Annotated in this window: 23 protein-coding genes, 2 pseudogenes and 1 riboswitch; of the genes and pseudogenes, 16 read left to right on the top strand and 9 right to left on the bottom strand. The window is 40.7% G+C overall.

Translation table 11 applies throughout. From position 1 onward, the window contains the following. Window positions 1-440 precede the first annotated feature (440 nt). The 3 genes and pseudogenes from GHD25_RS11950 (at window position 441) to GHD25_RS11940 (ending at window position 2076) form a co-directional block, all read left to right on the top strand. The gene (locus GHD25_RS11950; RefSeq protein ID WP_164217108.1) at window positions 441-896 is read left to right on the top strand and encodes an ASCH domain-containing protein; all 456 of its coding nucleotides are present in this window, start codon (window positions 441-443) and stop codon (window positions 894-896) included. Window positions 897-918: 22 nt separating this feature from the next. Then, a pseudogene (gene aac(6') / locus GHD25_RS11945) lies at window positions 919-1353 on the top strand (aminoglycoside 6'-N-acetyltransferase). A 211-nt stretch (window positions 1354-1564) separates the two neighbouring features. After that, a pseudogene (locus tag GHD25_RS11940) lies at window positions 1565-2076 on the top strand (GNAT family N-acetyltransferase). Between the two features lie 66 nt (window positions 2077-2142). On the opposite strand, the gene GHD25_RS20180 reads toward GHD25_RS11940, so the two are convergent. The 3 genes from GHD25_RS20180 to GHD25_RS11925 all read right to left on the bottom strand — a co-directional run bounded on the left by GHD25_RS20180 (window position 2143) and on the right by GHD25_RS11925 (window position 5483). After that, a complete protein-coding gene (locus GHD25_RS20180; RefSeq protein ID WP_276207826.1) occupies window positions 2143-3336 on the bottom strand; it encodes a PcsB-like coiled-coil domain-containing protein in 1194 nt (397 codons plus the stop codon). Window positions 3337-3572: 236 nt separating this feature from the next. Continuing rightward, window positions 3573-4676 (bottom strand): 5-methyltetrahydropteroyltriglutamate--homocysteine S-methyltransferase, encoded by a 1104-nt coding sequence (locus tag GHD25_RS11930; protein WP_164217103.1) that lies wholly within the window; start codon window positions 4674-4676, stop codon window positions 3573-3575. A gap of 54 nt (window positions 4677-4730) precedes the next feature. After that, the gene (locus GHD25_RS11925; RefSeq protein WP_164217101.1) at window positions 4731-5483 is read right to left on the bottom strand and encodes a cyclase family protein; all 753 of its coding nucleotides are present in this window, start codon (window positions 5481-5483) and stop codon (window positions 4731-4733) included. 161 nt (window positions 5484-5644) lie between these two features. Continuing rightward, window positions 5645-5745, bottom strand: a riboswitch (SAM riboswitch). Between the two features lie 271 nt (window positions 5746-6016). Between GHD25_RS11925 and GHD25_RS11920 the strand changes: the two genes are divergently transcribed. From GHD25_RS11920 to GHD25_RS11910, 3 genes are all read left to right on the top strand, one after another. Continuing rightward, on the top strand, window positions 6017-7063 hold the full coding sequence (locus tag GHD25_RS11920; protein ID WP_164217099.1) for an ArsR/SmtB family transcription factor: 1047 nt from the start codon (window positions 6017-6019) through the stop codon (window positions 7061-7063). Between the two features lie 33 nt (window positions 7064-7096). Next, window positions 7097-8311 (top strand): MFS transporter, encoded by a 1215-nt coding sequence (locus GHD25_RS11915; protein ID WP_164217096.1) that lies wholly within the window; start codon window positions 7097-7099, stop codon window positions 8309-8311. Between the two features lie 158 nt (window positions 8312-8469). Next, a complete protein-coding gene (locus GHD25_RS11910) occupies window positions 8470-8982 on the top strand; it encodes a DUF3231 family protein (RefSeq protein ID WP_164217094.1) in 513 nt (170 codons plus the stop codon). Between the two features lie 193 nt (window positions 8983-9175). Here the strand turns inward: GHD25_RS11910 and GHD25_RS11905 are convergent, their stop codons facing one another. Then, a complete protein-coding gene (locus tag GHD25_RS11905; RefSeq protein ID WP_164217092.1) occupies window positions 9176-9853 on the bottom strand; it encodes an adenine nucleotide alpha hydrolase family protein in 678 nt (225 codons plus the stop codon). A 926-nt stretch (window positions 9854-10779) separates the two neighbouring features. Between GHD25_RS11905 and GHD25_RS11900 the strand changes: the two genes are divergently transcribed. Genes GHD25_RS11900 through GHD25_RS11870 form a run of 7 tightly spaced genes read left to right on the top strand, consistent with a single transcriptional unit; the run spans window position 10780 to window position 16558 of the window. Then, entirely contained in the window at window positions 10780-13191 is a 2412-nt protein-coding gene (locus GHD25_RS11900) for a Na+/H+ antiporter subunit A (RefSeq protein ID WP_164217090.1), read from the top strand. Next, window positions 13178-13600, top strand: coding sequence for a Na(+)/H(+) antiporter subunit B (locus GHD25_RS11895; RefSeq protein WP_164217088.1), 423 nt, complete (start codon window positions 13178-13180; stop codon window positions 13598-13600). The genes GHD25_RS11900 and GHD25_RS11895 overlap by 14 nt, the downstream gene beginning before the upstream one ends. Before the next feature lie 3 nt (window positions 13601-13603). After that, window positions 13604-13942, top strand: coding sequence for a Na(+)/H(+) antiporter subunit C (locus tag GHD25_RS11890; protein ID WP_164217086.1), 339 nt, complete (start codon window positions 13604-13606; stop codon window positions 13940-13942). Beyond that, window positions 13935-15416 carry a Na+/H+ antiporter subunit D gene (locus GHD25_RS11885; RefSeq protein ID WP_164217084.1) on the top strand — a complete coding sequence of 494 codons (1482 nt, stop codon included), beginning with the start codon at window positions 13935-13937 and terminating at the stop codon, window positions 15414-15416. Before GHD25_RS11890 ends, GHD25_RS11885 begins: the two co-directional genes overlap by 8 nt. Before the next feature lie 20 nt (window positions 15417-15436). Beyond that, a complete protein-coding gene (locus GHD25_RS11880) occupies window positions 15437-15919 on the top strand; it encodes a Na+/H+ antiporter subunit E (RefSeq protein ID WP_164217082.1) in 483 nt (160 codons plus the stop codon). Then, complete coding sequence (locus GHD25_RS11875; protein WP_164217080.1) at window positions 15919-16203, top strand: Na(+)/H(+) antiporter subunit F1; 285 nt, start codon at window positions 15919-15921, stop codon at window positions 16201-16203. Before GHD25_RS11880 ends, GHD25_RS11875 begins: the two co-directional genes overlap by 1 nt. Beyond that, entirely contained in the window at window positions 16181-16558 is a 378-nt protein-coding gene (locus GHD25_RS11870; RefSeq protein ID WP_164217078.1) for a Na+/H+ antiporter subunit G, read from the top strand. Before GHD25_RS11875 ends, GHD25_RS11870 begins: the two co-directional genes overlap by 23 nt. A 115-nt stretch (window positions 16559-16673) precedes the next feature. Here GHD25_RS11870 and GHD25_RS11865 read toward each other — a convergent pair whose 3' ends face one another. Next, window positions 16674-17450: a hypothetical protein gene (locus GHD25_RS11865; protein WP_164217076.1), complete on the bottom strand. Its 777-nt coding sequence runs from the start codon at window positions 17448-17450 to the stop codon at window positions 16674-16676. Then, a complete protein-coding gene (locus tag GHD25_RS11860) occupies window positions 17437-17943 on the bottom strand; it encodes an RNA polymerase sigma factor (RefSeq protein ID WP_164217074.1) in 507 nt (168 codons plus the stop codon). The genes GHD25_RS11865 and GHD25_RS11860 overlap by 14 nt, the downstream gene beginning before the upstream one ends. 634 nt (window positions 17944-18577) lie before the next feature. Between GHD25_RS11860 and GHD25_RS11855 the strand changes: the two genes are divergently transcribed. Beyond that, a complete protein-coding gene (locus tag GHD25_RS11855) occupies window positions 18578-19039 on the top strand; it encodes a GNAT family N-acetyltransferase (protein WP_164217073.1) in 462 nt (153 codons plus the stop codon). A 106-nt stretch (window positions 19040-19145) separates the two neighbouring features. Here the strand turns inward: GHD25_RS11855 and GHD25_RS11850 are convergent, their stop codons facing one another. The 3 genes from GHD25_RS11850 to htpX form a co-directional block, all read right to left on the bottom strand. Further along, window positions 19146-19883 carry a YqjF family protein gene (locus GHD25_RS11850; RefSeq protein WP_164217071.1) on the bottom strand — a complete coding sequence of 246 codons (738 nt, stop codon included), beginning with the start codon at window positions 19881-19883 and terminating at the stop codon, window positions 19146-19148. A gap of 144 nt (window positions 19884-20027) precedes the next feature. Further along, window positions 20028-21368, bottom strand: coding sequence for a mechanosensitive ion channel (locus GHD25_RS11845; protein WP_164217069.1), 1341 nt, complete (start codon window positions 21366-21368; stop codon window positions 20028-20030). A gap of 449 nt (window positions 21369-21817) precedes the next feature. Next, window positions 21818-22690, bottom strand: coding sequence for a protease HtpX (gene htpX, locus GHD25_RS11840; protein WP_164217067.1), 873 nt, complete (start codon window positions 22688-22690; stop codon window positions 21818-21820). Window positions 22691-22818: 128 nt separating this feature from the next. Between htpX and GHD25_RS11835 the strand changes: the two genes are divergently transcribed. Both GHD25_RS11835 and wrbA read left to right on the top strand, forming a co-directional pair. Beyond that, the gene (locus GHD25_RS11835; RefSeq protein ID WP_346426786.1) at window positions 22819-23262 is read left to right on the top strand and encodes a small multi-drug export protein; all 444 of its coding nucleotides are present in this window, start codon (window positions 22819-22821) and stop codon (window positions 23260-23262) included. A gap of 83 nt (window positions 23263-23345) precedes the next feature. Further along, window positions 23346-23951, top strand: a complete 606-nt coding sequence (gene wrbA, locus GHD25_RS11830) for an NAD(P)H:quinone oxidoreductase (RefSeq protein WP_164217065.1) — start codon at window positions 23346-23348, stop codon at window positions 23949-23951. Window positions 23952-23987 lie beyond the last annotated feature (36 nt).

Below are 23987 nucleotides of genomic sequence, written 5' to 3'. Positions count from 1 at the left end.
TCAAAGAACGGACTAAACGATACAAAATAAGGGACTTTAAAAATCTCCCACAAGTACTTGACTCAATCCATCAACAACATATTCTTGTTTATTTTGCATATTCATTATATAATAATTTGCAGAATGCAATGGTGAGGAAATTAATCCTCTCCGGGTTTAGTTTTGGACTTTCTTCTGTTGCGGTCAGAAGGAAAGTCCTTTTTTACGCTTCGATAACATGACCACTGTTATATCGATAACAGCCACTTCCAAGTTTGTCGCAGTTGTAATCAAGGCTAAAACCCCGACCACTTCCTACCTGGGAAAAAATTCTATTATTATCGCATACTTTTTCAGAAGAGTACAAATTCAGCCTCGATAGAATATATTTTGCATAGGTAAAATGTGGAGGAATCATGTAAGAATACAAGTATCATTTTCTACAGAAAGCAGGAGAACACATGGAAGATAAAACAGTCATTCAATTATGGGAAGATTATAGAAAAATAAATCCAAACGCGCCAAAAGATTATGAAGCGTGGGCATTTGGCGATTCAAAAGAAATGGCGGATGAACTTGCAAAACTGGTACTGGAGGAAAAGAAAACTGCAACGGCTTCCAATTATATACTATACGAATTGGAAGATGAGCCGCTGCCGTATGCTGGTCTTTATAATATAATCCTGGATGGAGAGGGAAAAGCTGTTGCTATCGTGGAAACCACGTCTGTAGAAGTTGTGCCTTTTGATGAAGTCACCGAAGAACATGCCTATCTGGAAGGGGAAGGGGACCGTTCGTTAGTGTACTGGCGTGATGTTCATGAAACTTTTTTCAAGAAAGAGTTGGATGCTATAAACAGAGAATTTCATGATAAAATATCAGTGGTATGTGAGCGGTTTAAAGTAGTTCACAAATAGGTCCGAATCGAGGAGGTTTCATATGCTGAGAGAGGCGACATTGCAGGAATCAAAAGAAGCTGCACATCTTGCTTTAATGCTCTGGCCCGGACACACTTTAGAAGAATTAATAGAAGACATGAAACAACTAATTATCCAGCCTGAAGCAGCTGTAATTTTGGCCTATGATAATAATAATACAATTGGGTTTGCTCAATGCCAACTGCGATATGATTATGTGGAAGGGACAAGTTCCAGCCCTGTGGGGTATTTGGAGGGATTGTAGGTAAAAGAGGCCTTCCGTAAACAAGGTATTGGCAAAAATTTAGTCGGATTTTGTGAGAATTGGGCAAAACAAAAAGGATGCAGTGAGTTTGCCAGCGACTGTGAACTGGAAAATAAAGAAAGCTTGGCAATGCATCTTAAATTGGGATTTACTGAAGCCAATCGTGTTATTTGTTTTACAAAAAAGTTATAAAGCTGGTATATGGGAGACTCGTCTATTAAAATCGTAAATAAGAGATTTTACGGTAAAACTATCCATGGATGGAGCTGTTTTCGCCGGGACAGTCTTTGATAGTCTACAGATATATGATCATTCTTGCTTTGGTTTAGATTAATAGTAAATAATAAAGTTATGTTATCTATATAGATAGTACAGAAGGTCATTTTAATACGGAGGATGCAACATGTCTGATCAATTGGTGTTAAAAGCAATGGAAAAAGAAGATTTGGAATTTATCCACGGTCTCATGAATAATCCGGATATCATGTCTTTTTGGTTTGAGGAGCCCTATCAGACAAAAGTGGATTTGGAAGAAAAATATATGAAGAACAAAGATAATGAGCATATACGTTTCTTTATTTTAAAGAAGCATGAGGAGCAGCTGGGTTTTGTCGCACTTTTTTCCATCGATCCCGTTCACCGTAAAGCTGAATTTGCCATCATCATTGATCCTGCTCATCAGGGGTGCGGATATTCAGGCAAGGCTACGGAACTTGCCATGGACTATGCATTTAATATATTAAATCTCCATAAACTTTATCTGATCGTGGATGAAACAAATGAAAAAGCAATACATTTATACGAGCAAGCAGGTTTTAAAACAGAAGCTGTATTAAAGGAAGAATATTTTATCAAGGGCAGTTATCATCATGCAGTTATATGAGTATTTTCCAAAAAGACTATTTGCAGCGGTAGAATAAATGCAGTGATGCATGCAAAAAAGCACGGGTGCATATCAATAAGCTCCCGTGCTTTTCATTTTCACCTTACAATTGTTACTTTCACTGTACGAATTCCCCATTTGGCTGCAGCTTGTTTATCTGGTACAAAGACATCAATTTTATTTCCTTTAATGGCACCGCCCGTATCTTCTGCAGTGGCATACCCATAGCCTTCGACATATACTGTACTGCCCAAAGGGATGACACTTGGATCTACTGCGATGACTTTTGCGTCAGGATTATTGTTTAAATCGATACCAGTAGACGTGACGCCGGAACAGCCATCACATTTTGCGGTGTAAGCTGTTGCTGTAACGGTAAAGGTTTTATTGTCGCTGTTCTTCTGCTTCCCTTTATCTGTTTCTTCTTTTTGCGCCGTTTTTATCTTATTATCATTCGGTTGCTTAGGCTTTTCAAAAGCGGCTTGTGTTACAGCTGTTTCGGCAGCTCTTTGTTCTTTTTCCGCCGCAATCTCAGCTTGTCTCTTTTCTTCAGCTATACGCTGTTTCACTTCACCTTCCAGGGAAGCAAGTTCACTGGATTCCATTTCCAGCTTATCTGTCAACGCATCCAATTCTTGTTTCTTGTTTTCCAATTCTTCTTTTTGTTTTTCACTGCTTGCTAATTGTTGACTCATAAGTGCATTCATCTCTTCTTGTTCCGCTTTGAAAGCATTTAAGTCATCCAGTTTATCAAAAACAAGCATTTGCTTTTCCTGTTTCTTCAGGTTATCTTCCTTCTGCTGCTCCAATAAAGCAGCATCTGAATTGGTGATCTTGTTTACCGCAGACACTCTATTAATAAAGTCACTGAAGCTGCTCGCGCCAAAGATCACTTCCAGATAAGTAATCGCCCCGCCGGATTTTTGAATAGAGGACATCCGTTTCTTTAAAATTTCATTTCTTTCTTCCATCTTTCTATCTAATTCTTCCATTTCCTCATCCAGAAGGGAAATTTCGTCAAGCGTATTCTCAATTTCATCCTCGGTTTTATCCGCGCTTTCCTGGTACTCGATCCGTTCTGCCTCTATTCGTTCAATTTCTGATTTTAATGCTTCCAGTTCTGCTAAAATAGCTGCAATTTTACTTTCCGCTTCAGATAAGTCTTCATCAATTATTTTACGCTGATCACGAACATCCTTCAATTCGTCCGTTGTATCCGCATTGGTTTGTATACTGAAATTTGAAGCCATCAATACAAGAACTACCGTTGCCATTGCAAGGACTTTTCTCATTTGCACCCTACACTTCCCCTTGATACCATTTATATAAAAATTTAATTGGTATAAATATGTATTTTCTCTAGCAGTAGTATAACATTAGAAAATGTCGATAAGATGATAGACATGTTACAATCATATTTCAGGGGCGCACATTTGTTCTTGCGGCCTTGTTATCGGACTAAATACAATAGCAAGATTACTGTCACATAAAAAAGCGAACAGCCATCAAAAGCTGTTCGCTGAAAACCTTACCCCCAAATTTCCTTTGAAATATCCACGATATATTTCAGCTTCGCCCATTGTTCTTCCTCGGTTAAAATATTTCCGTGATGTGTTGAGGCAAAACCGCATTGCGGACTGATGCATAATTGCTCCAGCGGGACATATTTTGCTGCTTCCTTTACACGGGCTTTAATGTTTTCCTTGTCTTCGAGTTTCCCGTGTTTCGATGTGAATACACCCAAAACAACTCTTGGCCCGCCATTTGGAATGTATTCCAATGGTTTGAAATCGCCGGAACGGTCGTCGTCGTATTCCAGGAAGAAACCGTCCACTTTTTCTTTGGCAAACAGGGTTGGGGCAATCTTTGCATAACTGCCTTCAAATGCCCAGTTCGACCGGTAATTGCCGCGGCAGAGATGGGTGGTTACAGTGAGATCTTCCGGTTTATCTTCCAGTACTCCGTTAGCTACCCGAAGTGCCAAGTCGATTAATTCTTCCCGGGAATAGCCGCTGTCATTGAATGGGATTTCCGGTGCATTCAGCCCTGCAATATACACATCATCCAGCTGCAGGTAGCGGCAGCCTGCATCATAAAAGGCCTTTACGGCGTCGCAGTAGGCCTCGATAATATCATTGGCGTAATCTTCAATATCCGGATAAATATCAAGGTTGCGAATTCCGGCATTAAATAGCTGATTTGGACTTGGAATGGTTTGTTTTGCGACAGCGCGATCCCCGACAATTTCTTTGAATTCAATAAAGTCTTTTACATGGGGATGATCAGGATTGAAAGAAATTTTTCCATTCACACGCACATCGTATCTTTCTGTTTCCTCTCCGTTAAATTGAAACCCGTGCTCCGGTATGTAACCCTCTACACCGTTTAAATGTTCCAGAAAATCCGTGTGCCAGAATCTGCGTCGGATTTCCCCATCGGTTACAGCCTTGAGTCCAACTTCAATTTGCTTATTGACAACTTTTTTAATTTCTTCGGTTTCAATTACACGCAAATCTTTTGCAGTAATGCTGCCTTCATTAAAATCTTTTCTTGCCTGATGAATGCTTGCCGGTCTTAATAAGCTTCCTATATGATCTGCTCGGAATGGAGCTTGTATAATTGTTTTTGTCATTTTATTTTCTCTCCCTGATTTTATTTTCTAAGACTGCTTAATCTGTCAAATGGCTTACGGTAAAATAGCAAAGGAACGTACCGGGAAACCACTTGCTTTTTCCGGCTTTGGGCTAATATTAAAGATCACAGCACCTTTTGGAGGGACCTGATCCAGATTAGTGAGCAATTCAACCTGGAATGTATCCTGCTCCAGCACATAGTATTCGCCTATGAGGGAGCCGTTTTTGCGTAAATCAGCCGCTGCATCCGTATCAAAGGTTTCATGTCCTACCGCATTGATATTTCTTTCCTCAAATAAAAACTTCAATGCATCTATTCCCCAGCCGGGGGTGTGGCTGTGTCCTTCCTCATCTTTATTTTCAAATGCTTCCTTGTCCGGCCAGCGCTTATGCCAATCTGTGCGCAATGCCACAAAGGTTCCTGCTTCTATTTTTCCATGTTCTTTTTCAAATTGCAGGATGTCTTCTTTAGTAAGGATGAAATCATTATTTGCTTTTGCTTCCTTCGACTTATCAATCACGACAAGCGGGAGCACAACTTCCTTTAACTCCACTTCCTCCAGGTAACGCTGGTTTCGGACAAAATGAACCGGTGCGTCTATATGTGTCCCATATTGACCGGGGAAGTTGAAGCGCTGGGCAAAAAAGCCGTCATCATGTGTGAAAAGCGTATGAAATTCTGCATCTTCAAAAGCCGAAAAGTGCGGAGAATCCGGTCCGAATGTATGTGTAAGATCGACCCATTCTTTTTCTTTCAGTAATGCTATTGCCTTCCACAATTCATTTTCTGTTTTTACCGTTGTCATGGAGCTCACCTCATCAATGTATTTTAAGAGGTGTTCACAGCCTTAGCGGAAGAAACCTTCCCTTTCCTTCTGCAGACAGGAAAGAGCTGAGAACATGAAAAAACCTCTTCTTATGCCATTGATAAGAAGAGGGCTGGATACATAAATCAGGTTACCATCTCTTCTTATCTTCTAGCATAAAGCTACTGGAATTGGCACAGTACTGGAAAAGTCCGTTGCCGAGGCTTCAAAGGGCCAGTCCCTCCACCTCTCTGGATAAGAATTGTACTCCGGAGTATTAAGTTATTAAATAATACCATATACCCAAAAAATATAATTGTCAATAAGAAAATTCTATTTTTCTTATAAATACTGCTGCTATAAGCGTTTGTCTGAAATTTTATTTTGATTGGTATTTTGGTCCCGAAGCTGCCCTAAATACTCGGCCTGCCGTAATGACCTGGCGCCATCCGGGTTTTATCCAAAGAATTATTCTATAATTATTGAATTTAGTATTCTAATAGTATAGAATTTGAATGTGGAGGTGTTCCAACATGGATATATTAAGTATAACAAGCAGGAAAAGAGAAACGTACAAAGTGGAAATAAAATACGCTGTTTTATGGGAAGCTGCTTTAGGGATAGCTGCAATTACGAACACAAAGCTGCTGGATTCCCTGGAGAAACCGTTGGATTATTGGTACGAAACAAGGGCTGCTCTGCCGGAAGAACTGCGTGCCCATCTGGAATATGCAGAAGAAAATAACACATGGAAAGCGCTGCTTCAGTTGTTGCATGAAAAGGATTTTGCCACATTGGAAGAATTTAGATTATTCATCAAAGAACTCCCTGAAAACAAACTGAAATGTATCTGCATCCCTTTCGTTGGTGATTCGTTCCAATTTGAAAGAGAAAGTGCAGCAAAAGGGAATTCAGAAGCAATCAATAAGTTAAAAGAACAAACGAAAGATAATCCATTCTTTCCCGATTACATCACATTTATTTGCCATGCAGAAGTAAATTATTTAAAAAATCACTTAATAGAGGTAATCACAGGATGGTATGAAAATGTGATTAAGCCAAATCAGGATCAGCTTCACAAGATTTTGCAGACAGATGCAGAGACAAAGCAAAAGATGAAAGAAAAAATGGAATCGGAAGCATTTGTTGAATGGGCGACAGCCGGTGTCAGCTATCCGCCCGAACCCAGTGTAAATAAAGTTTTATTAATACCGCATTACATATACCGGCCATGGAATATTGTCGCAGATATCGAGAATACAAAAGTATTCTATTATCCGGTTTCCAATGCAAGTGTTTCACCGGAAGATAAATATCTGCCAAGCAGCTTCCTGGTATTAAAGCATAAAGCCTTGGGAGATGAAGTAAGACTGAGAATTGTAAAAATGCTATACGAAAGAGACAGGACGCTTCAAGAAATTACAGAACAATTGAATATGGGAAAGTCAACGATACATCATCATTTAAAATTATTGCGATCGGCTCAGCTCGTTACGATAGAGGACTCCGTATACGTTTTGAAAAAGAAAGCAGTTGAATCATTGGCAAAAGAATTGGATTTGTATCTTCATCAAGCATAGTCACAGAAACTAAAAATCGGAAGTTGGGGACAAATGAGTGTATTTAAAAATAGATCGTTTGCATCTATGTGGATTGGCAATGCTGCTTCAGAATTGGGAGGAGCATTTGGCACGTTTTGCAATTCACTGCTTATCTATGAGGTGACCGGGTCTACGATGGCATTAGGCAGTATGTGGCTGCTATATTTTCTCCCATCACTCATGCTGCAGTTGTTCAGCGGCCCATATATTGATAGATGGAGCAGAAAATGGATAATGATTATTGCGCTCTGGAGCCGGGGACTTATTTTTCTTATTCCACTCATTGCATATATGACCGGAACAGTGGCGCCCTGGCATATTTATGCTGTCCAGATCATTGCCGGATTAATTACACCTTTGTATGTTCCGGCTAATCAAGCAATCCTGCCGACCATAGTTACGAAAGAGCAATTGCCTGCAGCGAATGCTTATGTAGATGGTATTGCTCGTTTTATGATGTTCACGGCTCCTTTTATGGCAGGGCTGGTAATTGAATTTACCGGGCTGCAAATCACTTACATACTTATTTGTATATTATTTATGGCAATCGGATGTTTACTGCTGGCAGTACGGGAAAAAAGAATTGATCACAAGGTTCGCAAACCATGGGCGAAAGATTTCGCAGAAGGGATACGGTATTTCTTCAATCAGCGTGTCATCGTATGGCTGGGTGTTTTTCTTGCTTTTGTTCAATTCGGTGTCGGGGTGACAATGGTTATTAGCCTTCCTTATATTACCGGAGAATTAAATGGGTCCTATGCGATATATGGTTACTTTATGGCAGGCTTTCCTCTTGGCTATATCATTGGTACATTGCTTGTTGGGAAAGTAAGGCTTCGTTCACGCAGAATCCTCATGCTGGGCGCTTTGGTAATAGGCGGATTAACGTTTCTGGCGCTGGGATTTACCCAATCGATTATTATAGCGATCTTAACAGAAATAATTGGCGGGATAGCGATGGCTTTATTTAATGTACATAATGTGACCCTTTCCCAGCAGGCTGTACCGAATCATCTCATGGGAAAAGTTTTCTCTGTCCGTATGTTAATCGTGAGGGGAATGATGCCCATTGGTGTGCTGGCTGGAGGAATATTAAGTGAGCTTTGGGGAATCAGATCTTTGTATATTTTGATTGGAACGATTATTTGTATGGTATCTTTACTGGGGCTGATACTTCCGTACTTTAGATTTATTGATTCTTCAACTGAAAAAACAATGGTATCCTAAAAAATGGACACTTTCAGTGACTGGAATTTTGTCGAATATTTTATTTGGAAAGCAATAGCCTCTTTATTAGTATGCATAAAAGTCTGTCACCGAGGAAATATAAGTTTGTGGAAAGATGAAGGGTGACTATCAATATGAATCTGATTAGGAGGCTTACAATGGGAATTTTAAGTGGAAACCCAACTGATGAACCGATGCATTATGGAGAAGTATATAGCATCTGGTCCTCTTTAATGGCAACGGAGGCAGCCATTGCCGGACACCAGACGCTACATAATCATGCGGGTGACGAGGATCTGAAGAAACTGATAAAAGAAACTATCCAACAGGGGCAGCAGCATGTCGGTGAAATTAAAAAGCTGCTGCAGGAAAATGGTGTCGGATTGCCGCCAACACCTCCGGAACGGCCACAAGCGCAACTGGAAGATATCCCTGCAGGTGCCCGCTTTATGGACCAGGAAATTGCAGCATCAATATCTGCCGAATTGGCAGCCGGGCTGGTTACATGCAGTACCATAATGGGACAGTCGATCCGGGAGGACATTGGAATGCTGTACGGCCAATTTCATACGCAAAAGGCAGCATTGGGAACAAAGTTTCTTCAGCTCAACAAGGAAAAGGGATGGCTGGTTCCACCCCCGCTGCATCATCATAAGACAGAAGAGAGTTAAGACAAGGAGCAGGCTTTGGAGTCTGCTCTTTTACATTTCATAAAAAATACAATCCATGACATTTGTCATATATCCCCTTGACGTTCTTGCCTGAGATTCATTATGAAATTTTAATCTGAAACGGTAAAACGGCTTAGCCGGGGGCTAAAGCCGTTTTACCGCATTTTCCGGGACACCTCTATTTTAGTTAAACCTACCTTAAATTAGGCGGCTGCTTAATTTTCGTAGTTACTTTATCTTCGGTAATATGAAGCTGACAGTTTTTTCCATCATAAATAAATTTAAAAACACCGTTATTAAAATCGGTCCCGATGTCCTTGTAAAAAATTCCTTCATAGCGGTTTTCGTGTGAACGTGCAAAAGTGAGTTTATATTCTCCGTTTTTATCTTGCTTCAGAAAAGCACGGACTCCTCTTTCGTATTCAGTATCTTCATCATTGTTTCTTACATTTCTGTCGAAGGAAACAATATGAATATCGATATACGTAAGCTCACGAAGAAGCACATTGACAAATGACCCTTTTGTAATTTCTTCCCACCTGTTTTGCGGGGACTGGCCAATAATGACCTGCGTGATGTTATGCTTGTGTGCAACTTCTTTAATGGCTTTGACAGAAGATTTACTTTCATTATCCCTTAAAATGAACTCTTCTGCGTCCAGCTCATCAGCCAGCTCCTTCCAGCGATCCACATATCTGGATTTTTCCTCATCAAATTCATCGTAAGGAAGAGGATCCACCGTTAAGATATAATAAGGGCAATCAAGCATATTTGCCAACTTATGACCGCGTTTGATCAATCTCTCCCCGTTGGGTCCATAATAAACACAAACGAGAATGGCTTCATCCATACGGCCCCTGATTTTCTTCATGATACACCCACCTTTGTCGTCCTATAATCTTCTAAAACGTATATATTCTAACGGAAAAAGCGAGATCTTTCAATATAGCATAAGCCAAAAAATGAAATTTTTCCATATAAAATTTAAAAAAACCGCTCTAATAGTAAATGAAGGCGTTTTCTGCCGTGAAAATACCATTAAAAAAGCCTCTTTGTTTGAAAAAATAAAACATCTGAAGTGCAGTGGATATTCATTTCATGTATAATTACGTTGTATCATCCTGTCTAATATATTTCTGTAATTGGAAAATACAGCAAACTGGATTTTTATTAGTATTACCTAATTCGAAAAACATTAACATAGAAATAAATATTAAATTAAAGACCTGCCATTTCTTTATTAATTGCGTTATTTTATGATAATGGCAGAGAAACAAAATACGCTTATTTCTTTGTCGGCATAAGGATGCAGGCTTGCACTCCAAAGTATAAAGGTTTCCAAGGAAAGTAAATACACTTTGGGAACCCCTGCAGCGGCAGCCGCTTTCTTACGAAGGGTACCACTTATGTCTACACCTCAAACATGGTAAGTGTTGAATTATCGCATTTTATACGGACTGCCACATCTGCATAGTATTTATATGCGATACCTTTCATTGTTGTTAACCAGTATGATTTACCATGCTGATTTATCCTCTGATTTTGGGCAGAATTTTTATTGCCTGTATAAGTCAATCAGGACTCGCCATAAACACCCGGCGGCCAGCCGTATTTTCTGAAGATTCCTTTTGTAACAGCTATGCAAGCGTTCCATTTCTTTTGCGGAATATGGACTGCTTTCTTCATGCATGTTTTTCGGATTAGGTTCGAAGCAAATGGGAAAAGTAAAGTATCAATATGAAAATATATCATCTATCAGTGTAAAAGCTCGTGCGGTTTTAAAACGGAGGTGTTGTCTTGTTCACGGTGAACCTGGCTATAATGATTCCTTTTATAGCAGCTCTTATTATCCCCCTTGTTCATAAAAAAGTATCACGTTCCTATATAGGCTGGGTCGTGTTCATTGTTCCGGCTGCCCTGTTCGTCTATCTGGCAAGTTTTATTCCCTCCATGGCAGAAGGTAATACAATCGTACATACGTGGAACTGGATTCCTTCCATAGGTATTAATTTCACATCGTATCTCGATGGTCTGAGTATGATTTTTGGTTTATTGATTACTGGTGTCGGTGCGCTGGTCGTCATTTACTCTATTTATTATTTGGATCATGATGAAATGCTGTATCATTTCTATGTATACTTATTAATATTTATGGGCGGAATGCTTGGCGTAGTGTTTTCTGATAATATAATGGTCCTTTACCTTTTCTGGGAAATGACGAGTATCTCCTCCTTTTTACTGATTGCTTTCTGGTATCACAGAAAACAGTCCAGATATGGAGCGCAGAAGTCTTTTCTTATCACTGTCGGCGGCGGTTTTGCCATGTTAGCCGGTTTCATCATGCTCTATGTAATGACAGGCACCTTTAGCATTCGTGAAATAATTGCTTCTGTCGATGATATAAGTGCCCATGCACTATTTATACCTGCCATGGCTTTGGTATTGCTTGGCGCTTTTACAAAATCAGCACAGTTTCCGTTCCATATTTGGCTTCCTGATGCCATGGAAGCACCGACGCCGGTCAGTGCATATCTTCACTCAGCTACAATGGTAAAGGCGGGTATTTATCTGGTTGCCCGCTTTACCCCTGTTTTCGGCGGAGGAGAGATTTGGTTCTGGATTATTACCGGTGTTGGGTTTATCACCATGATCTGGGCTTCATTCAATGCCATCCGGCAAACTGATTTGAAGGCTCTGCTAGCCTATTCCACGGTGAGTCAGCTGGGGCTGATCATGAGTTTATTCGGCATGGGCTCGGCTGCATTATATTTCGGTTATAGTGCTGAATCGGTGGTATATACACAAGCCACGTTTGCAGCTTTATTCCATCTCGTCAATCATTCCACATTTAAAGGTGCCTTGTTTATGGTCATCGGAATTGTCGACCATGAAGTAGGGACAAGGGATATCCGCAGGCTGGGCGGACTGATCAGCTTTATGCCAATTTCTTTTACGATTACATTAATCGGCAGTTTTTCCATGGCTGGTGTGCCGTTATTTAATGGTTTTCTAAGTAAAGAAATGTTTTTAACCGCCGTGTTGAATATCAGTAAGCTGAATATTTTTTCACTGGAAAATATAGGTGCAATGCTGCCTGTGATTGCCTGGGTTGCCAGTGTATTTACGTTTGTCTACAGTATGATTATTGTGTTTAAAACATTTTTCGGGAAATATAAGGAAGAAAAATTGGAACATCAAGCGGATGAACCAAAAATGGGTATGCTTATTCCGCCAATCATTTTGGCTGTGCTGGTAGTAGTCATCTTCTTCTTCCCGAATATTCTTGGAAATTATGTTCTTTCCCCTGCAATGAGCAGTATTTACCCGGGATTCGGTCCCAACGTGGATCTCGGAGTCGAGATAGAACAATGGCATGGCTTTAATACAGAACTATGGATGACGATTGGGATTATAATAACCGGTATCGTTTTATATCTTTTACTGAAATATTGGAAAGGAATTTTCCGCTTATTCCCAAGAAGGTTTTCTTTTAACAGGCTGTATGATAATGCATTATTATTTATCGAAAACCGTACAACCAATATTACCAACATGTACATGACGGGGTATTTACGGGATTATTTAACATATATATTTCTGTTTTTTATTGGCGCAGCCGGTATTACGTTAATTTATACTGGTGCCTTTACGTTCGATGTATCAAATGATGTTCCGGTTAGCATGTTTGAGCTTATTATGGTCGTTATTATGCTGGGTGCAGGTATTTCTATTTTATTTGTAAAATCCCGGCTGGCCGCAGTTTTGCTTTATGGCGTATTAGGTTTTGCCATTGCGGTTTTCTTTGTCATATTCCGGGCGCCTGATCTTGCGCTGACACAGCTTGTCGTTGAAACGATTACAACTGTCCTCTTCCTGGCTTGTTTTTATTTTCTTCCGGAATGGAAAAAGGAAGAGCATGATGGACGGACAAAGATGACAAATATTATTATTTCCGTTGGGACGGGACTGGTGTTTATATTAATTGCTTTAGGCGTACAGCATGGACAGCTGTTTGAGTCCATTTCCCGTTATTTTGAAGATGCTTATGAACTTGCCGGCGGGATGAATATAGTGAATGCCATTCTGGGTGATTTCCGTGCATTTGATACGATGCTGGAGGTTTTTGTGCTGGTAATTGCCGGTATGGGCGTATTTTCTCTCATTAAGCTGAAAAGCAGGAAAGGCGGGAGAAAAATTGAAGATCAATGATGTTATTTTACATGCTGTTACAAAAATAGTTGTATTTATAATCTTAACGCTTGCAATATATTTATTTCTATCCGGCCACCACAGTCCGGGGGGCGGATTTGTTGGCGGACTTGTGCTGGCATCTGCTTTTGTGCTGCTGTATTTAGCCTTTGATATTGAAACAGTACAAAAGGGAATTCCTTTTGATTTTAAATTGGTTGCAGCTTTAGGTGCTTTTATTGCCGCAGCATCAGGACTGGGAGCCGTCTTTTTTGGAGCGTCGTTTCTGTCACAGGCCTTTGACTATTTCGATTTGCCCATATTAGGGCAGACAGAGCTTGCCACGGTCACCGTTTTTGAAGCAGGTGTGGCGCTTGCCGTGGTGGGCACCGTGGTAACGATCATATTGAGTATTAGTGAGGATGTGTAGCTTATGGAAACAATCATTATCATCCTGGCAGGTGTGCTTGTATCTGTCGCTACGTACCTGGTTCTTTCCAAAAATTTAATAAGGGTGATTCTTGGAACATCCATCTTTTCTCATGCGGCACATTTACTCATTATGACAATGGGCGGTTTAAAAGAGGGAAGTTCCCCCTTGCTTGGAGAAGAGGCTGCGACTTATACAGATGCACTTCCCCAGGCGCTCATTTTAACGGCTATCGTGATCAGTTTTGGTGTCACTTCTTTCTTCCTGGTGATAGCATACAGGGCGTATCAGGAAACGAATACGGACAACCTTGATATATTGAGAGGTATAAAAGATGAATAATATACTTGTATTTCCTATGGTACTTCCTTTGATTACAGGTGTTATACTGATCTTTTTGCGCCCATTTATTAAACTGCAGCGCTGGGTGACATTTGGTGTAATGGCTGTAAACACAGGGATCAGCCTATATATACTGCAAAAAATTCAAAAAGATGGTATTCTTCGTCTTGATTTTGGAGGCTGGGAGCCGCCGTTTGGCATTTTATTCGTTGGGGATTCCTTTTCTTTATTGCTCGTGTTGACGGCGAGTATCGTGACGGCAATTATTCTGTTATATGCTTTTCATTCTCTGGATGCAGCGCGTGAGAAAATGTATTTTTACCCGCTCGTTAATTTCCTTGTGGCCGGTGTCATCGGTTCCTTTTTAACAGGGGATCTTTTCAACCTCTTTGTCTTTTTTGAAGTAATGCTTTTATCATCTTACGCACTGGTTTCCCTTGGCGGCTCTAAAATGCAGCTGAAGCATGGCATTATTTACATGACAATCAATGTTGTTTCTTCATGGATGTTTCTTATTGCTATCGCTTATTTATACGGAACAGTGGGGACATTAAATCTAGCCCATATTTCACAGCGGATAGCAGAAAGCGGCCAAACTCCCATTCTTACAGTTATCAGCATTCTTTTTCTAATAGTCTTTAGTCTGAAAGCTGGTCTCGTGCTTTATCAATGGCTGCCGGGATCCTACAGTGCGCCCCCTGCTGTGATTGGTGCTTTGTTTGGTGCGCTTCTGACGAAAGTGGGAATTTATGCCCTGTACCGGATGTTTACGCTGGTATTTTACCATGAGCCGGCTATTACCCATACATTAATTGGTATTATGGCGGGAGTCACTCTCATTGGCGGAAGTATTGGAGCGATTGCTTATAACGACATACGAAGGGTTATTACTTACAATGTGGTTATTGCTGTGGGGTTTATTCTTGTCGGACTTGCGGTGCTGACACCTGCTGCTGTGGAAGGTGCTGTTATTTACTTAGTCCATGACATAATTATTAAAGCACTGCTATTCTTAACCGGTGGAACAATGATTTACCTGACAGGTACAGCAAGAATAGAGAACATGAGCGGGCTTATCCGAAATTATCCTATGCTTGGCTGGATATTTTTCATTACGATGCTTTCCCTGGCCGGCGTTCCGCCACTCAGCGGGTTTCTCGGTAAAGTGCTCGTTGGTCAAGGGGCTGCGGAAACAGGATCATATTTATTGCTGGCACTTGCCTTTCTTTCCAGCCTGGCCGTGCTTTATTCGCTGCTCCGTATCTTTTTAAATGCCTTTTGGGGAGAAACGATTATTAGTGAGGAAGATGAGATTCCGCTAAAAAAAGGAAGGCTTGTTCCTTTGGTCGTTTTTACCTTAGGTACCATTGCACTGGGTCTCGGTGTGGAATCTATTGCCGTATATGCCTCAGATGCTGCAAATGTCCTGCTCAACCCGGATATTTATATTGATGCAGTAATGAACGATAATTAAGAACAGGAGGTGAATGTGGAATGCCTGCTCAATTCTTGACAAACCTGTTCATCGCTTTTTTATGGATGTTATTGAATGATGAAGATGAACTGCGTTTTTCCACCTTTTTTGCCGGATATCTGGTTGGTATAATAATTGTATTTATCATGCACCGATTTTTTGGCACGCAATTCTATTTGCGCCGCTTTTTTGCATTACTAAAGCTTATTCTCATTTTCATTCGGGAGCTGAGCTCGTCCAGTGTGTTTGTTATTAAACATATTGTCAAAAAGGAAGTTACGATTAAGCCCGGAATTTTTTATTATAAAACAGAGTTAAGGGGGGAGTGGGAAGTTTCTCTCTTAGCTTTACTGCTTACATTAACGCCCGGCTCTGTTGTGATGGAAGTGACGCCTGAAGGGGATGCATTCTACGTTCATGCGATGGATATAGCGGAGTCCCGGGAAAATTTATTGCGTTCCCTGGCCAAATTTGAAAGAGCTATTATGGAGGTGCTCAGGTAATGATAGAATACCTTGTTGTTGGCGGGCTTGCATTATACGGAATTGCCATTGCGGTAGCAGTGATTCGGATGATTATTGGGCCGACATTGCCGGATCGGGTGCTTGCTTTGGATATTATAGGGGTAAATCTAATTTCCTGTATTGCCATTATTTCTGTGATGCTGTCAACCACAGCATTTCTTGATGTCATCCTTATCCTGGGAATTCTTGCTTTTATTAGTACCATCGCTTTTGCACGGTATTTGGAAAGAGGTGTGATCATTGAACGGAAACGGGATTCTTGAAATAATCGCAGCTATATTCATTTTTGGCGGCGGGGTGTTAAGTGTACTGAGTGCCCTCGGGTTAATGCGTTTTCCTGATATATATACACGAAATCATGCAGGAACAAAAAGTACAACCTTGGCTGTACTGGTGACATTAACCGGTGTATTTATGTATTTTTGGATAGCGGAAGGTTATATAAGTGTTCGGCTGATACTTGGTATTCTTTTTGTATTTATTACTGCCCCCACTGCCGGTCATATTATCGTCAGGGCTGCTTATCGTTCAGGTGTAAAAGTGTCAGATTCCACAGTGGAGGATGAATTGGGGCCGATGCTTCGAAAAAAGGAAGGTGAACGGGAAGGAGAGAGTTAAGCAGTATGGTTGAAAACACAAGTTATGGTATCGGTATTTCCCGGCGGAAATCTGTATTTAAAAAACAAGACCTTCACCCTTTTTAATGATGAAAGCCTGCTATATTTTACGGCCGTTACTTAATGGATTTTCTTAAAGCTTGAAGCCTCGGTCCCATTCCATCGCCGGCTTCTATGGTATATTCATATTGAATAATTAAAACATTTTCCCCGATCTGGTAAGCGTAATATCCCTGTGGAGGGTCTGAAAAATGCTGGGTGATTCCTTCATACTGATTTTCCTCCTGCGATGTCCCCGTTGGTTCTTCCTTGTAGAAAAAGTCAGCGGTGTATTGAGTTTCCATATCGGAAATAACTTTATCCAGTATGGTATTCTCTGCGACTTCCAATCTGATCCATGCATTTTCCGCTTCCGTACTATATTTGACCGCATCATCCTCTACCTGATAATTATTCAGGAATTCCTCCATTTGATAATGAATTCCATATGGTTCAATCACATAGTTTGTAACAGTCACTTCCTCTTCCATCCCTTCGATTGGAATGGTTTTCTTTTCAGTTTCTCCTTCATGTACCGATAATGTCATTTCTTCAGAGGTATCAGCAGACTGTTTATGATGGATGCTGTTTTCGTGTTCAGTTTCACCATGGTCATCTGCCGGGAGCACGGATTGGTTGTTGTCAATCATATGAAACAGGACAATACAGGCAAGGAATAAAGCTGCAGCTGTGGAAGCCCAGACAATTACTTGCTTATATTTTCTGCGCCTGCGCTTTTTCCTTGCATGCTCTTTAATTGTCCATTTCATTGATTCTTTTTTATGCTGGTTGATGGAACCGGAAATTTTCAATTCTTTTAGCTCCTTTTGCAGTTCGTCTTCATTGTATTTCACATTCTCCCTCCTCTATCTTTTTCTTCAATGCTTTTAACGCCCGATGAAAGGTCAAAGATACCTTTTTATCGCTCCATTTTAAAATTTCTCCTGTTTCTGCGACGGATAATTCTTTAATACCCCTCAAAATGATGACGTCCCGGTAATTTTGTTTTAATTTGAAAATAGCTTGATGCAATTGCAGTTTCATATCATTGGCTAACTGTGTTTTTTCCGGTGAATCCTGGGTTTTAAATTCATATGTTTTAATCAGTCTCCGCCAATCCTGCCGCTTTTTCCTGCGTGCCTCATCTATTGCCAGGTTCCGGGCTATGGTGATCAGCCATGTTTTTGGACTGCCATTTCCCTGAAATGAATCATACCGGTCAATCGCTTTAATAAATACTTCCTGTACCAGATCTTCTACGTCCGGAGTGGACATGTAGTATATAAGAAACCGGTAAATATCATCAGCATATGCATCAAACCAGTAGGTGATTAACTCCTCATCCATGCCTCAGCCTCCTTGCTTCAGGCTTTTTTTATATTAATTAGACGTCGCTGCGGATTAAATATTGCAGTTGTATGTAAAAGTTTAAAAAAACACACCCTTTTATATCTGCAGGATGTGCCTTGAATTTTATACAGTATGATAAAGGAGTGCAGGTAAGCGGATAGAGATCGTGTAATCCGATTAACTTGAAAGCAGTCCAAGAAAAAATATGACAGTCCACAATATAAGTGTAAATATAATTATATTTATGAATCCCTTTTTTGATAACCCTTCTCTTTATCATAATGTTTTCTCGTTAATAAATATAGTGTGCCGGCCAATACAAACGGTGTTGATCACTTACTTCTACCAAAAATCGGGTGAATGAAAGACGGGGATCAGGAATGTTTAATTAGGGAATCGTCCGGTGAATGGAATAGGACGAATTGCAAAATTTTGAATGAGCAGAACTGATGCCTAATTCATTAAGCTCTACATACAGCAATGATAAATAAGTTAATATAGCTTCAGGTTTATAGAAGATTTGAAGTATAGGAGTTGTTTATATAATGTAATTATAAATATGTATTAGGCGTACTTGGCATTTTTGGCTAAAATTAATATAGAGTGCAAAAAAACAAAGGGAGTTGAATCCATGGAAAAGGAGATTACTTTTAGAAATGCAACAGCAGCGGATTTGGACAGAATTGTAGAAATGCTTTCGGATGATGTATTGGGAAGCAAGCGTGAGGATTATCGCCAGCCGCTTCCCAACAGTTATATAGAAGCCTTTAATGCGATTGAATCCGACCCGAATAATGAACTAGTCGTAGCTTGCTATGGAAATAAAGTGATTGGCGTTCAACAGATCACATTTACACCCTATATAACACATCAGGGAGGATGGAGGGCTACGATTGAAGGAGTGAGAACATCGTCATCTGTTCGTGGAAAAGGCGTAGGTACGAAACTTATACAGTGGGCGATCAGGCGGGCACAAGCCCGAGGCTGTCATTTGGTACAGCTTACAACAGACAAAAAAAGAGATGATGCTTTGCGATTTTATGAAAAATTGGGTTTTAAAGCAACACATGAAGGGATGAAGCTGAAGCTGTAATGTTATATGCCGGGTCATTTTTTTTAGGGCCGGTTTCGATTTTGAACAGGGTGCGCCTGGCTGGAGTTTTAAAATTGAAATATTTAGAGAACAGGCGCCATAGCAGCTATTTAACTCTCTTAAACGGCCAGAAAAGCACCCTCATGGAAGATGCATATAGGAATAACATCTCCTCTTCATTGTTAGTATTAGACAGGAATGGCGGATACTCCTCCTGCTCGAGCCGGGCATCTGCCTCTGCAATCTTCCAGGGCTGATGATGGATGCCACCGGAAAGCAGTATATTTTTCACATTTGTCCATAAATAATAGCGTTCTGTCAGCCAGTAGTTCAGCGTGCCGCTTTCCGGGTAAAAGTCTTTAGAAACTGCTCTGTACTTGCCTTTAAATACTGGATGATCCAAGCTTCTTCTTTTACTGTAATAGTGAAACCAGTCTCCCTCTTTCTTCATATTCATTTTTGCGTAATAATAAGGGAGTGTCGTCATTCGTGCACCAAGCACTGGCAGCAGCTTGCTTGCGTCCAGGCTGAAAAAGTAAATGCCGGGGATGCCGTCTTTCCTGACATAAGTGCGGACATTCAGCTCAAGGAATTTTCGAATATAAGGAAAAGGCGGCAGCAGGCGCATGCGCATATCCGTGATTCTAAACGGAATCACGGTAAGCCAGGCTCGTCCCTCGTATGTATCCAGATCAAGTCCACTTGGAATGTGAGCACGCAGTGTGTCGATTGGGACAGGGAAATTCAGGAATAATAAATCCTCCCATTTTTGCGTCATCACCCAAGGACCTTCCGGCATGGGGCTGTTTCGATGTTTGTTTTCCCTGAGAATATGATTATACATACAGCTATCGCTCCCCTTGGAACTTATATTAGTATTTATAGCAGGCAGCTCTCTTATGCAAGAGAATTTTATTCCGGGTAAAAATAACCCAGCCCCTGTACCAATGATGGCCAGGGGCACTTCAATTTTTAATTCCGTAAGTTTCTAAAATGATTGGTTGTTTTCTTTATCATTTGTACTGTTTTCTTTTTTCATCTTTATCTCAAATTTTTCCAGCTGACGTTTTGCAAATTCCCTTCCGCCAACACCAAAGGAAATAGCAAATGCGATGGACAGCCCGGCGATCATAAACAGGAATGCCAGATTAACAATGCTTGCTGCAAAATTCAGCTGATCCAATGTCATAAAAACCGCAAATACAACGATAATATATTTAATCAACTCACCGAAGAAACGGTTTCCGGATGTTTTGCCAATATAATTCCCGAGAAAATTTCCTCCAATAAAGCCTAATCCGAGAATGATCAATGCACTTATAACCAGCGGCAGGTAAGCAATAAGGGCTGCGCCAATATTGTTTAACACACCCAGTTGCAATACATTTAACGCTTCTACAGCGAAAAATACGATAATAATAACCTGGACGGTCTTTCCGATAATGCGGGACAGGTTGACTCGGCTTACTTTTTCCGCCTGGTTGACAGTCAATACTTTCGTCATGTTATTAATTCCGGTGCTTTCCAACAGCTTAATCAGTAAGTCTGAAATAAATTTAGCCAAATAGTAACCGGCAAGCAGCAAAATAATCGCTACAAAAATATTTGGAATCATGGAAAGTGTAATATTCAATACAGAAATAATCGGTTCCGTAATAGACGAGACGTTTAATGTCTCTAGTGCAACAGTGAGAATGGGAATCAGTACAATGACAAAAACAATATTGGCAAGCGCATTGGAAAGTGGTGCTTTATCCCCATTACGTGCTTCTTTTGCTTTTTGTTCGGATCGGGTTTTATATTCTGTGCTTTCTTCATCTGTAATAGGTTTGGTTAAATCCTCCGCCTGTTCGCTGCCGCTGAACTTCTGAAACCACCCGTCAATATTTAACGTGTGCAAGAGTGAATAAACGAGACGTTTTATAATTTTTGCCGCGAAATATCCGATTACTAGTATAATAGCTGCGAGCAGCAGATTTGGGATGAAGTTCAGCATTTTTCCCATCATATTGGATATGGGGTCGGCTGCAGGCTGCATGTTCAGTTGTGTTAATATCGGCGGCAAAAACAAAATGAATACCAAAAAGTAAAGCAGCTTTCCGATATTATCGAGTTTGCTCCCGGCATCCTCCTCACTGACTGCAAGCCGGGACTTTACCATGCCTTTCTCTGCTCCAGCCTTTTTCAAAACCTTTGTAAAAATATTTTTAACTGCAAGAGCAATAATCCAGGCCAGCAATAGCAATAACAATGCGGCAATAATGTTGGGAATGAAGGAAATCAATGTATCCAGCATGCCCTGAAATGAATTTGTTAAGTCGTTTCCCATTTGTCAAAGTCCTCCTTATGAAATGATTAACCATGTTTTACTAATACACTTATGGAGCAAAAGTTAAACGCTTCTTGGGAAGGACAGGGAAAAAGTACTTTATCGGCAGTTTGAATGTAAAAAGCTGTTATGTCTTCTGTATGGCCGGAAGTTTACCCTTGTTTTGTGGAAATGATGATAGAATAATAGATTCACCGGGCTAACTTACATATATTAGTGTCAGTAATGAATTCATGGAAAACATTATAATTTTAAAATGCACAAGTATTCCGGGGGAAGAATTGGCAGTTGGAAACTATAATTGTTGACGGAAATGGCGTAATTATTGATCACATTATTGGACCGGCAACGAGAGGTGTTCTGGCAGAGAAAGTAAGTGATTTACTTGAGATAATGCATTTTAAAAGCACTTTACGATCAGCGTGGATCATAAAGTGCTTTTTTCAATGTTATGCTAAACGACGGATCCGTTCGTCAATATCCGGATGTGTAGAAAAAATACTGGATTTTTTCCGGCCGTTTATTTTTAATGTGGCAATGGAAGTATCCTCTTCCTGTTTTACACGATTGGCGTAGCTTTTCAGTGACTCAAGCGCGTGTTTCATTTTATCCTTTCCTGCCAAATCGGCCCCGCCGCGGTCGGCATGGTATTCACGATGACGGGAGTATGCATATACGACGAGACTTCCCAAAATCGACAACACGAGCTGGAAGAAAATGATCGCTATAAAATGAACAATGGGAGCCAGTTCTTCTCTGACAAAACGGGAGACGGCAAATGCAGCAATGCGTGCAAGGAAAACAACAAACGTGTTTACAACACCCTGCAGCAGTGTCATGGTTACCATATCCCCGTTCGCCACGTGTGCAACTTCGTGGGCGATAACACCTTCTACCGCGTCATCATCCATTTCTTCCAGTAACCCGGTGGAAACGGCAACAAGGGAACGTTTTTTCGTCGGTCCGGTTGCAAAAGCATTTACTTCCCTTGAATTGTAAATCCCCACTTCCGGCATATGCATTAAGCCGGCAGCCCTTGAAAGCCGGTGTACTTTTTCCACGACTTCTCTTTCATGCCCAGCTGCATTATTGGGGTCAATCACACGCACACCCATCATTCTCTTCGCCATCCAGCGGGATAAGCCCAAGGAAATAAAGGATCCGGTAAAACCGATCACGGCACTGAAAATAAGCAAAGTTCCAAAGTTGATAGCGCCATCCTGTACATAGTTCCAAGTCCCGGGGATGAGGGTGAAGATAATCGTAATCGTAGCTAAAACTAAAATATTAGTCAGCAAGAAATAAAAAATTCGCTTTCCCATATTCTCATCCTTTTCTATTTTTCTCTTATTATTACATTATATAATGTAATTACAGGGCTTACAACTGCGAGCAACAATGAAAAAATGCTATACTGTAGAGGTTGACTGAAAAATGGAGGTGGCCGCTGTTGGAGTATTTTTTGGTATTTCTTGGAGCGGCGATTCCCTGGATGGAAATTGCACTCGTCATTCCACTGGGAATTGTAGCAGGGTTATCCCCATTCTGGGTGATCGTTTTAGCTTTTACAGGAAATATGCTTACGGTCATACCTTTAATTGCAGCTTTTGAAAAGTTCCAGGAATGGTATAAAAGGAGAAAGCAAAAAAGGAATAGAAATAACAATACGAAAATGGAACGGGGCAGAAAACTATGGAACAAATACGGGCTCCCCGGGTTATCAATCCTTGGTCCGCTCGTTACGGGAACCCATGTGGCGGTGCTCATAGGTATGTCTCTTGGAGCAAGTAAATATTGGACAACAGTATGGATGACTGTCAGCATCGGTTTATGGAGTCTTGTATTTGGGATTGGGACAGTGGTTGGGATGGATTGGCTGATAGTGCAGGACTGATAATTTAACGAATATACTTTAAAAGGATATAATTGCCGTGATTGAAACAGTATTAAAAGTAAAGACAGAAGGAGATGAAGAAAATGGCAAACGTGAAACTTGCGATTATCTATTACAGTTCAACCGGAACAAATTACCAAATGGCAAGATGGGCAGAAGAAGCTGCAAAAGAAGCAGGAGCGGACGTGCGAGTCGTAAAAGCAGCAGAACTCGCACCTGCAGAAGCCATTGCATCCAATCCTGCCTGGAAAGCCCATGTGGAAGAAACAAAAGATGTACCTGAAGCAACTGCTGATGATATTGAATGGGCTGATGCGATTATATTCAGTATGCCGACGCGTTTTGGAAATATGCCTTCGCAAATGAAGCAGTTCATTGATACACAGGGCGGATTATGGGGGGCTGGTAAAACAGTAAATAAAGTAGTCAGTGCCATGTCTTCTGCAGGAAATCCGCATGGCGGTCAGGAAGCTACTATTCTTTCTCTCTACACAGCAATGGCACATTGGGGCGCTATCATCGTTCCACCGGGCTACACTAATGACGTATTATACAGTGCCGGCGGCAATCCATATGGAACCAGTGTGACACAAGGACAGGATGGCAATATGATCGAAGACGTAGAAGCTGCAGTAAAACATCAGGCAAAACGAACAATTGACATTGCACAAAGTATCGCAGGTATATAAATGAGAAAAGCTGATCCGTGCCGATCAGCTTTTTTA

This window comes from Virgibacillus aidingensis (genome assembly GCF_010994035.1).
GTDB lineage: Bacteria > Bacillota > Bacilli > Bacillales > Amphibacillaceae > Virgibacillus_N.
Note: the sequence above shows the minus strand (reverse complement) of the source record. Positions and strands in the feature narration are given on the sequence as shown.

What these genes read in the sequence shown, in the direction of transcription:
- GHD25_RS11950 (WP_164217108.1), top strand. Translation starts at nt 441, where the DNA reads ATGGAAGATAAAACAGTCATTCAATTATGGGAAGATTATAGAAAAATA.
- GHD25_RS20180 (WP_276207826.1), bottom strand. Translation starts at nt 3,336, where the DNA reads ATGAGAAAAGTCCTTGCAATGGCAACGGTAGTTCTTGTATTGATGGCT.
- GHD25_RS11930 (WP_164217103.1), bottom strand. Translation starts at nt 4,676, where the DNA reads ATGACAAAAACAATTATACAAGCTCCATTCCGAGCAGATCATATAGGA.
- GHD25_RS11925 (WP_164217101.1), bottom strand. Translation starts at nt 5,483, where the DNA reads ATGACAACGGTAAAAACAGAAAATGAATTGTGGAAGGCAATAGCATTA.
- GHD25_RS11920 (WP_164217099.1), top strand. Translation starts at nt 6,017, where the DNA reads ATGGATATATTAAGTATAACAAGCAGGAAAAGAGAAACGTACAAAGTG.
- GHD25_RS11915 (WP_164217096.1), top strand. Translation starts at nt 7,097, where the DNA reads ATGAGTGTATTTAAAAATAGATCGTTTGCATCTATGTGGATTGGCAAT.
- GHD25_RS11910 (WP_164217094.1), top strand. Translation starts at nt 8,470, where the DNA reads ATGGGAATTTTAAGTGGAAACCCAACTGATGAACCGATGCATTATGGA.
- GHD25_RS11905 (WP_164217092.1), bottom strand. Translation starts at nt 9,853, where the DNA reads ATGAAGAAAATCAGGGGCCGTATGGATGAAGCCATTCTCGTTTGTGTT.
- GHD25_RS11890 (WP_164217086.1), top strand. Translation starts at nt 13,604, where the DNA reads ATGGAAACAATCATTATCATCCTGGCAGGTGTGCTTGTATCTGTCGCT.
- GHD25_RS11885 (WP_164217084.1), top strand. Translation starts at nt 13,935, where the DNA reads ATGAATAATATACTTGTATTTCCTATGGTACTTCCTTTGATTACAGGT.
- GHD25_RS11880 (WP_164217082.1), top strand. Translation starts at nt 15,437, where the DNA reads ATGCCTGCTCAATTCTTGACAAACCTGTTCATCGCTTTTTTATGGATG.
- GHD25_RS11875 (WP_164217080.1), top strand. Translation starts at nt 15,919, where the DNA reads ATGATAGAATACCTTGTTGTTGGCGGGCTTGCATTATACGGAATTGCC.
- GHD25_RS11860 (WP_164217074.1), bottom strand. Translation starts at nt 17,943, where the DNA reads ATGGATGAGGAGTTAATCACCTACTGGTTTGATGCATATGCTGATGAT.
- GHD25_RS11855 (WP_164217073.1), top strand. Translation starts at nt 18,578, where the DNA reads ATGGAAAAGGAGATTACTTTTAGAAATGCAACAGCAGCGGATTTGGAC.
- GHD25_RS11850 (WP_164217071.1), bottom strand. Translation starts at nt 19,883, where the DNA reads ATGTATAATCATATTCTCAGGGAAAACAAACATCGAAACAGCCCCATG.
- GHD25_RS11845 (WP_164217069.1), bottom strand. Translation starts at nt 21,368, where the DNA reads ATGGGAAACGACTTAACAAATTCATTTCAGGGCATGCTGGATACATTG.
- htpX (WP_164217067.1), bottom strand. Translation starts at nt 22,690, where the DNA reads ATGGGAAAGCGAATTTTTTATTTCTTGCTGACTAATATTTTAGTTTTA.
- wrbA (WP_164217065.1), top strand. Translation starts at nt 23,346, where the DNA reads ATGGCAAACGTGAAACTTGCGATTATCTATTACAGTTCAACCGGAACA.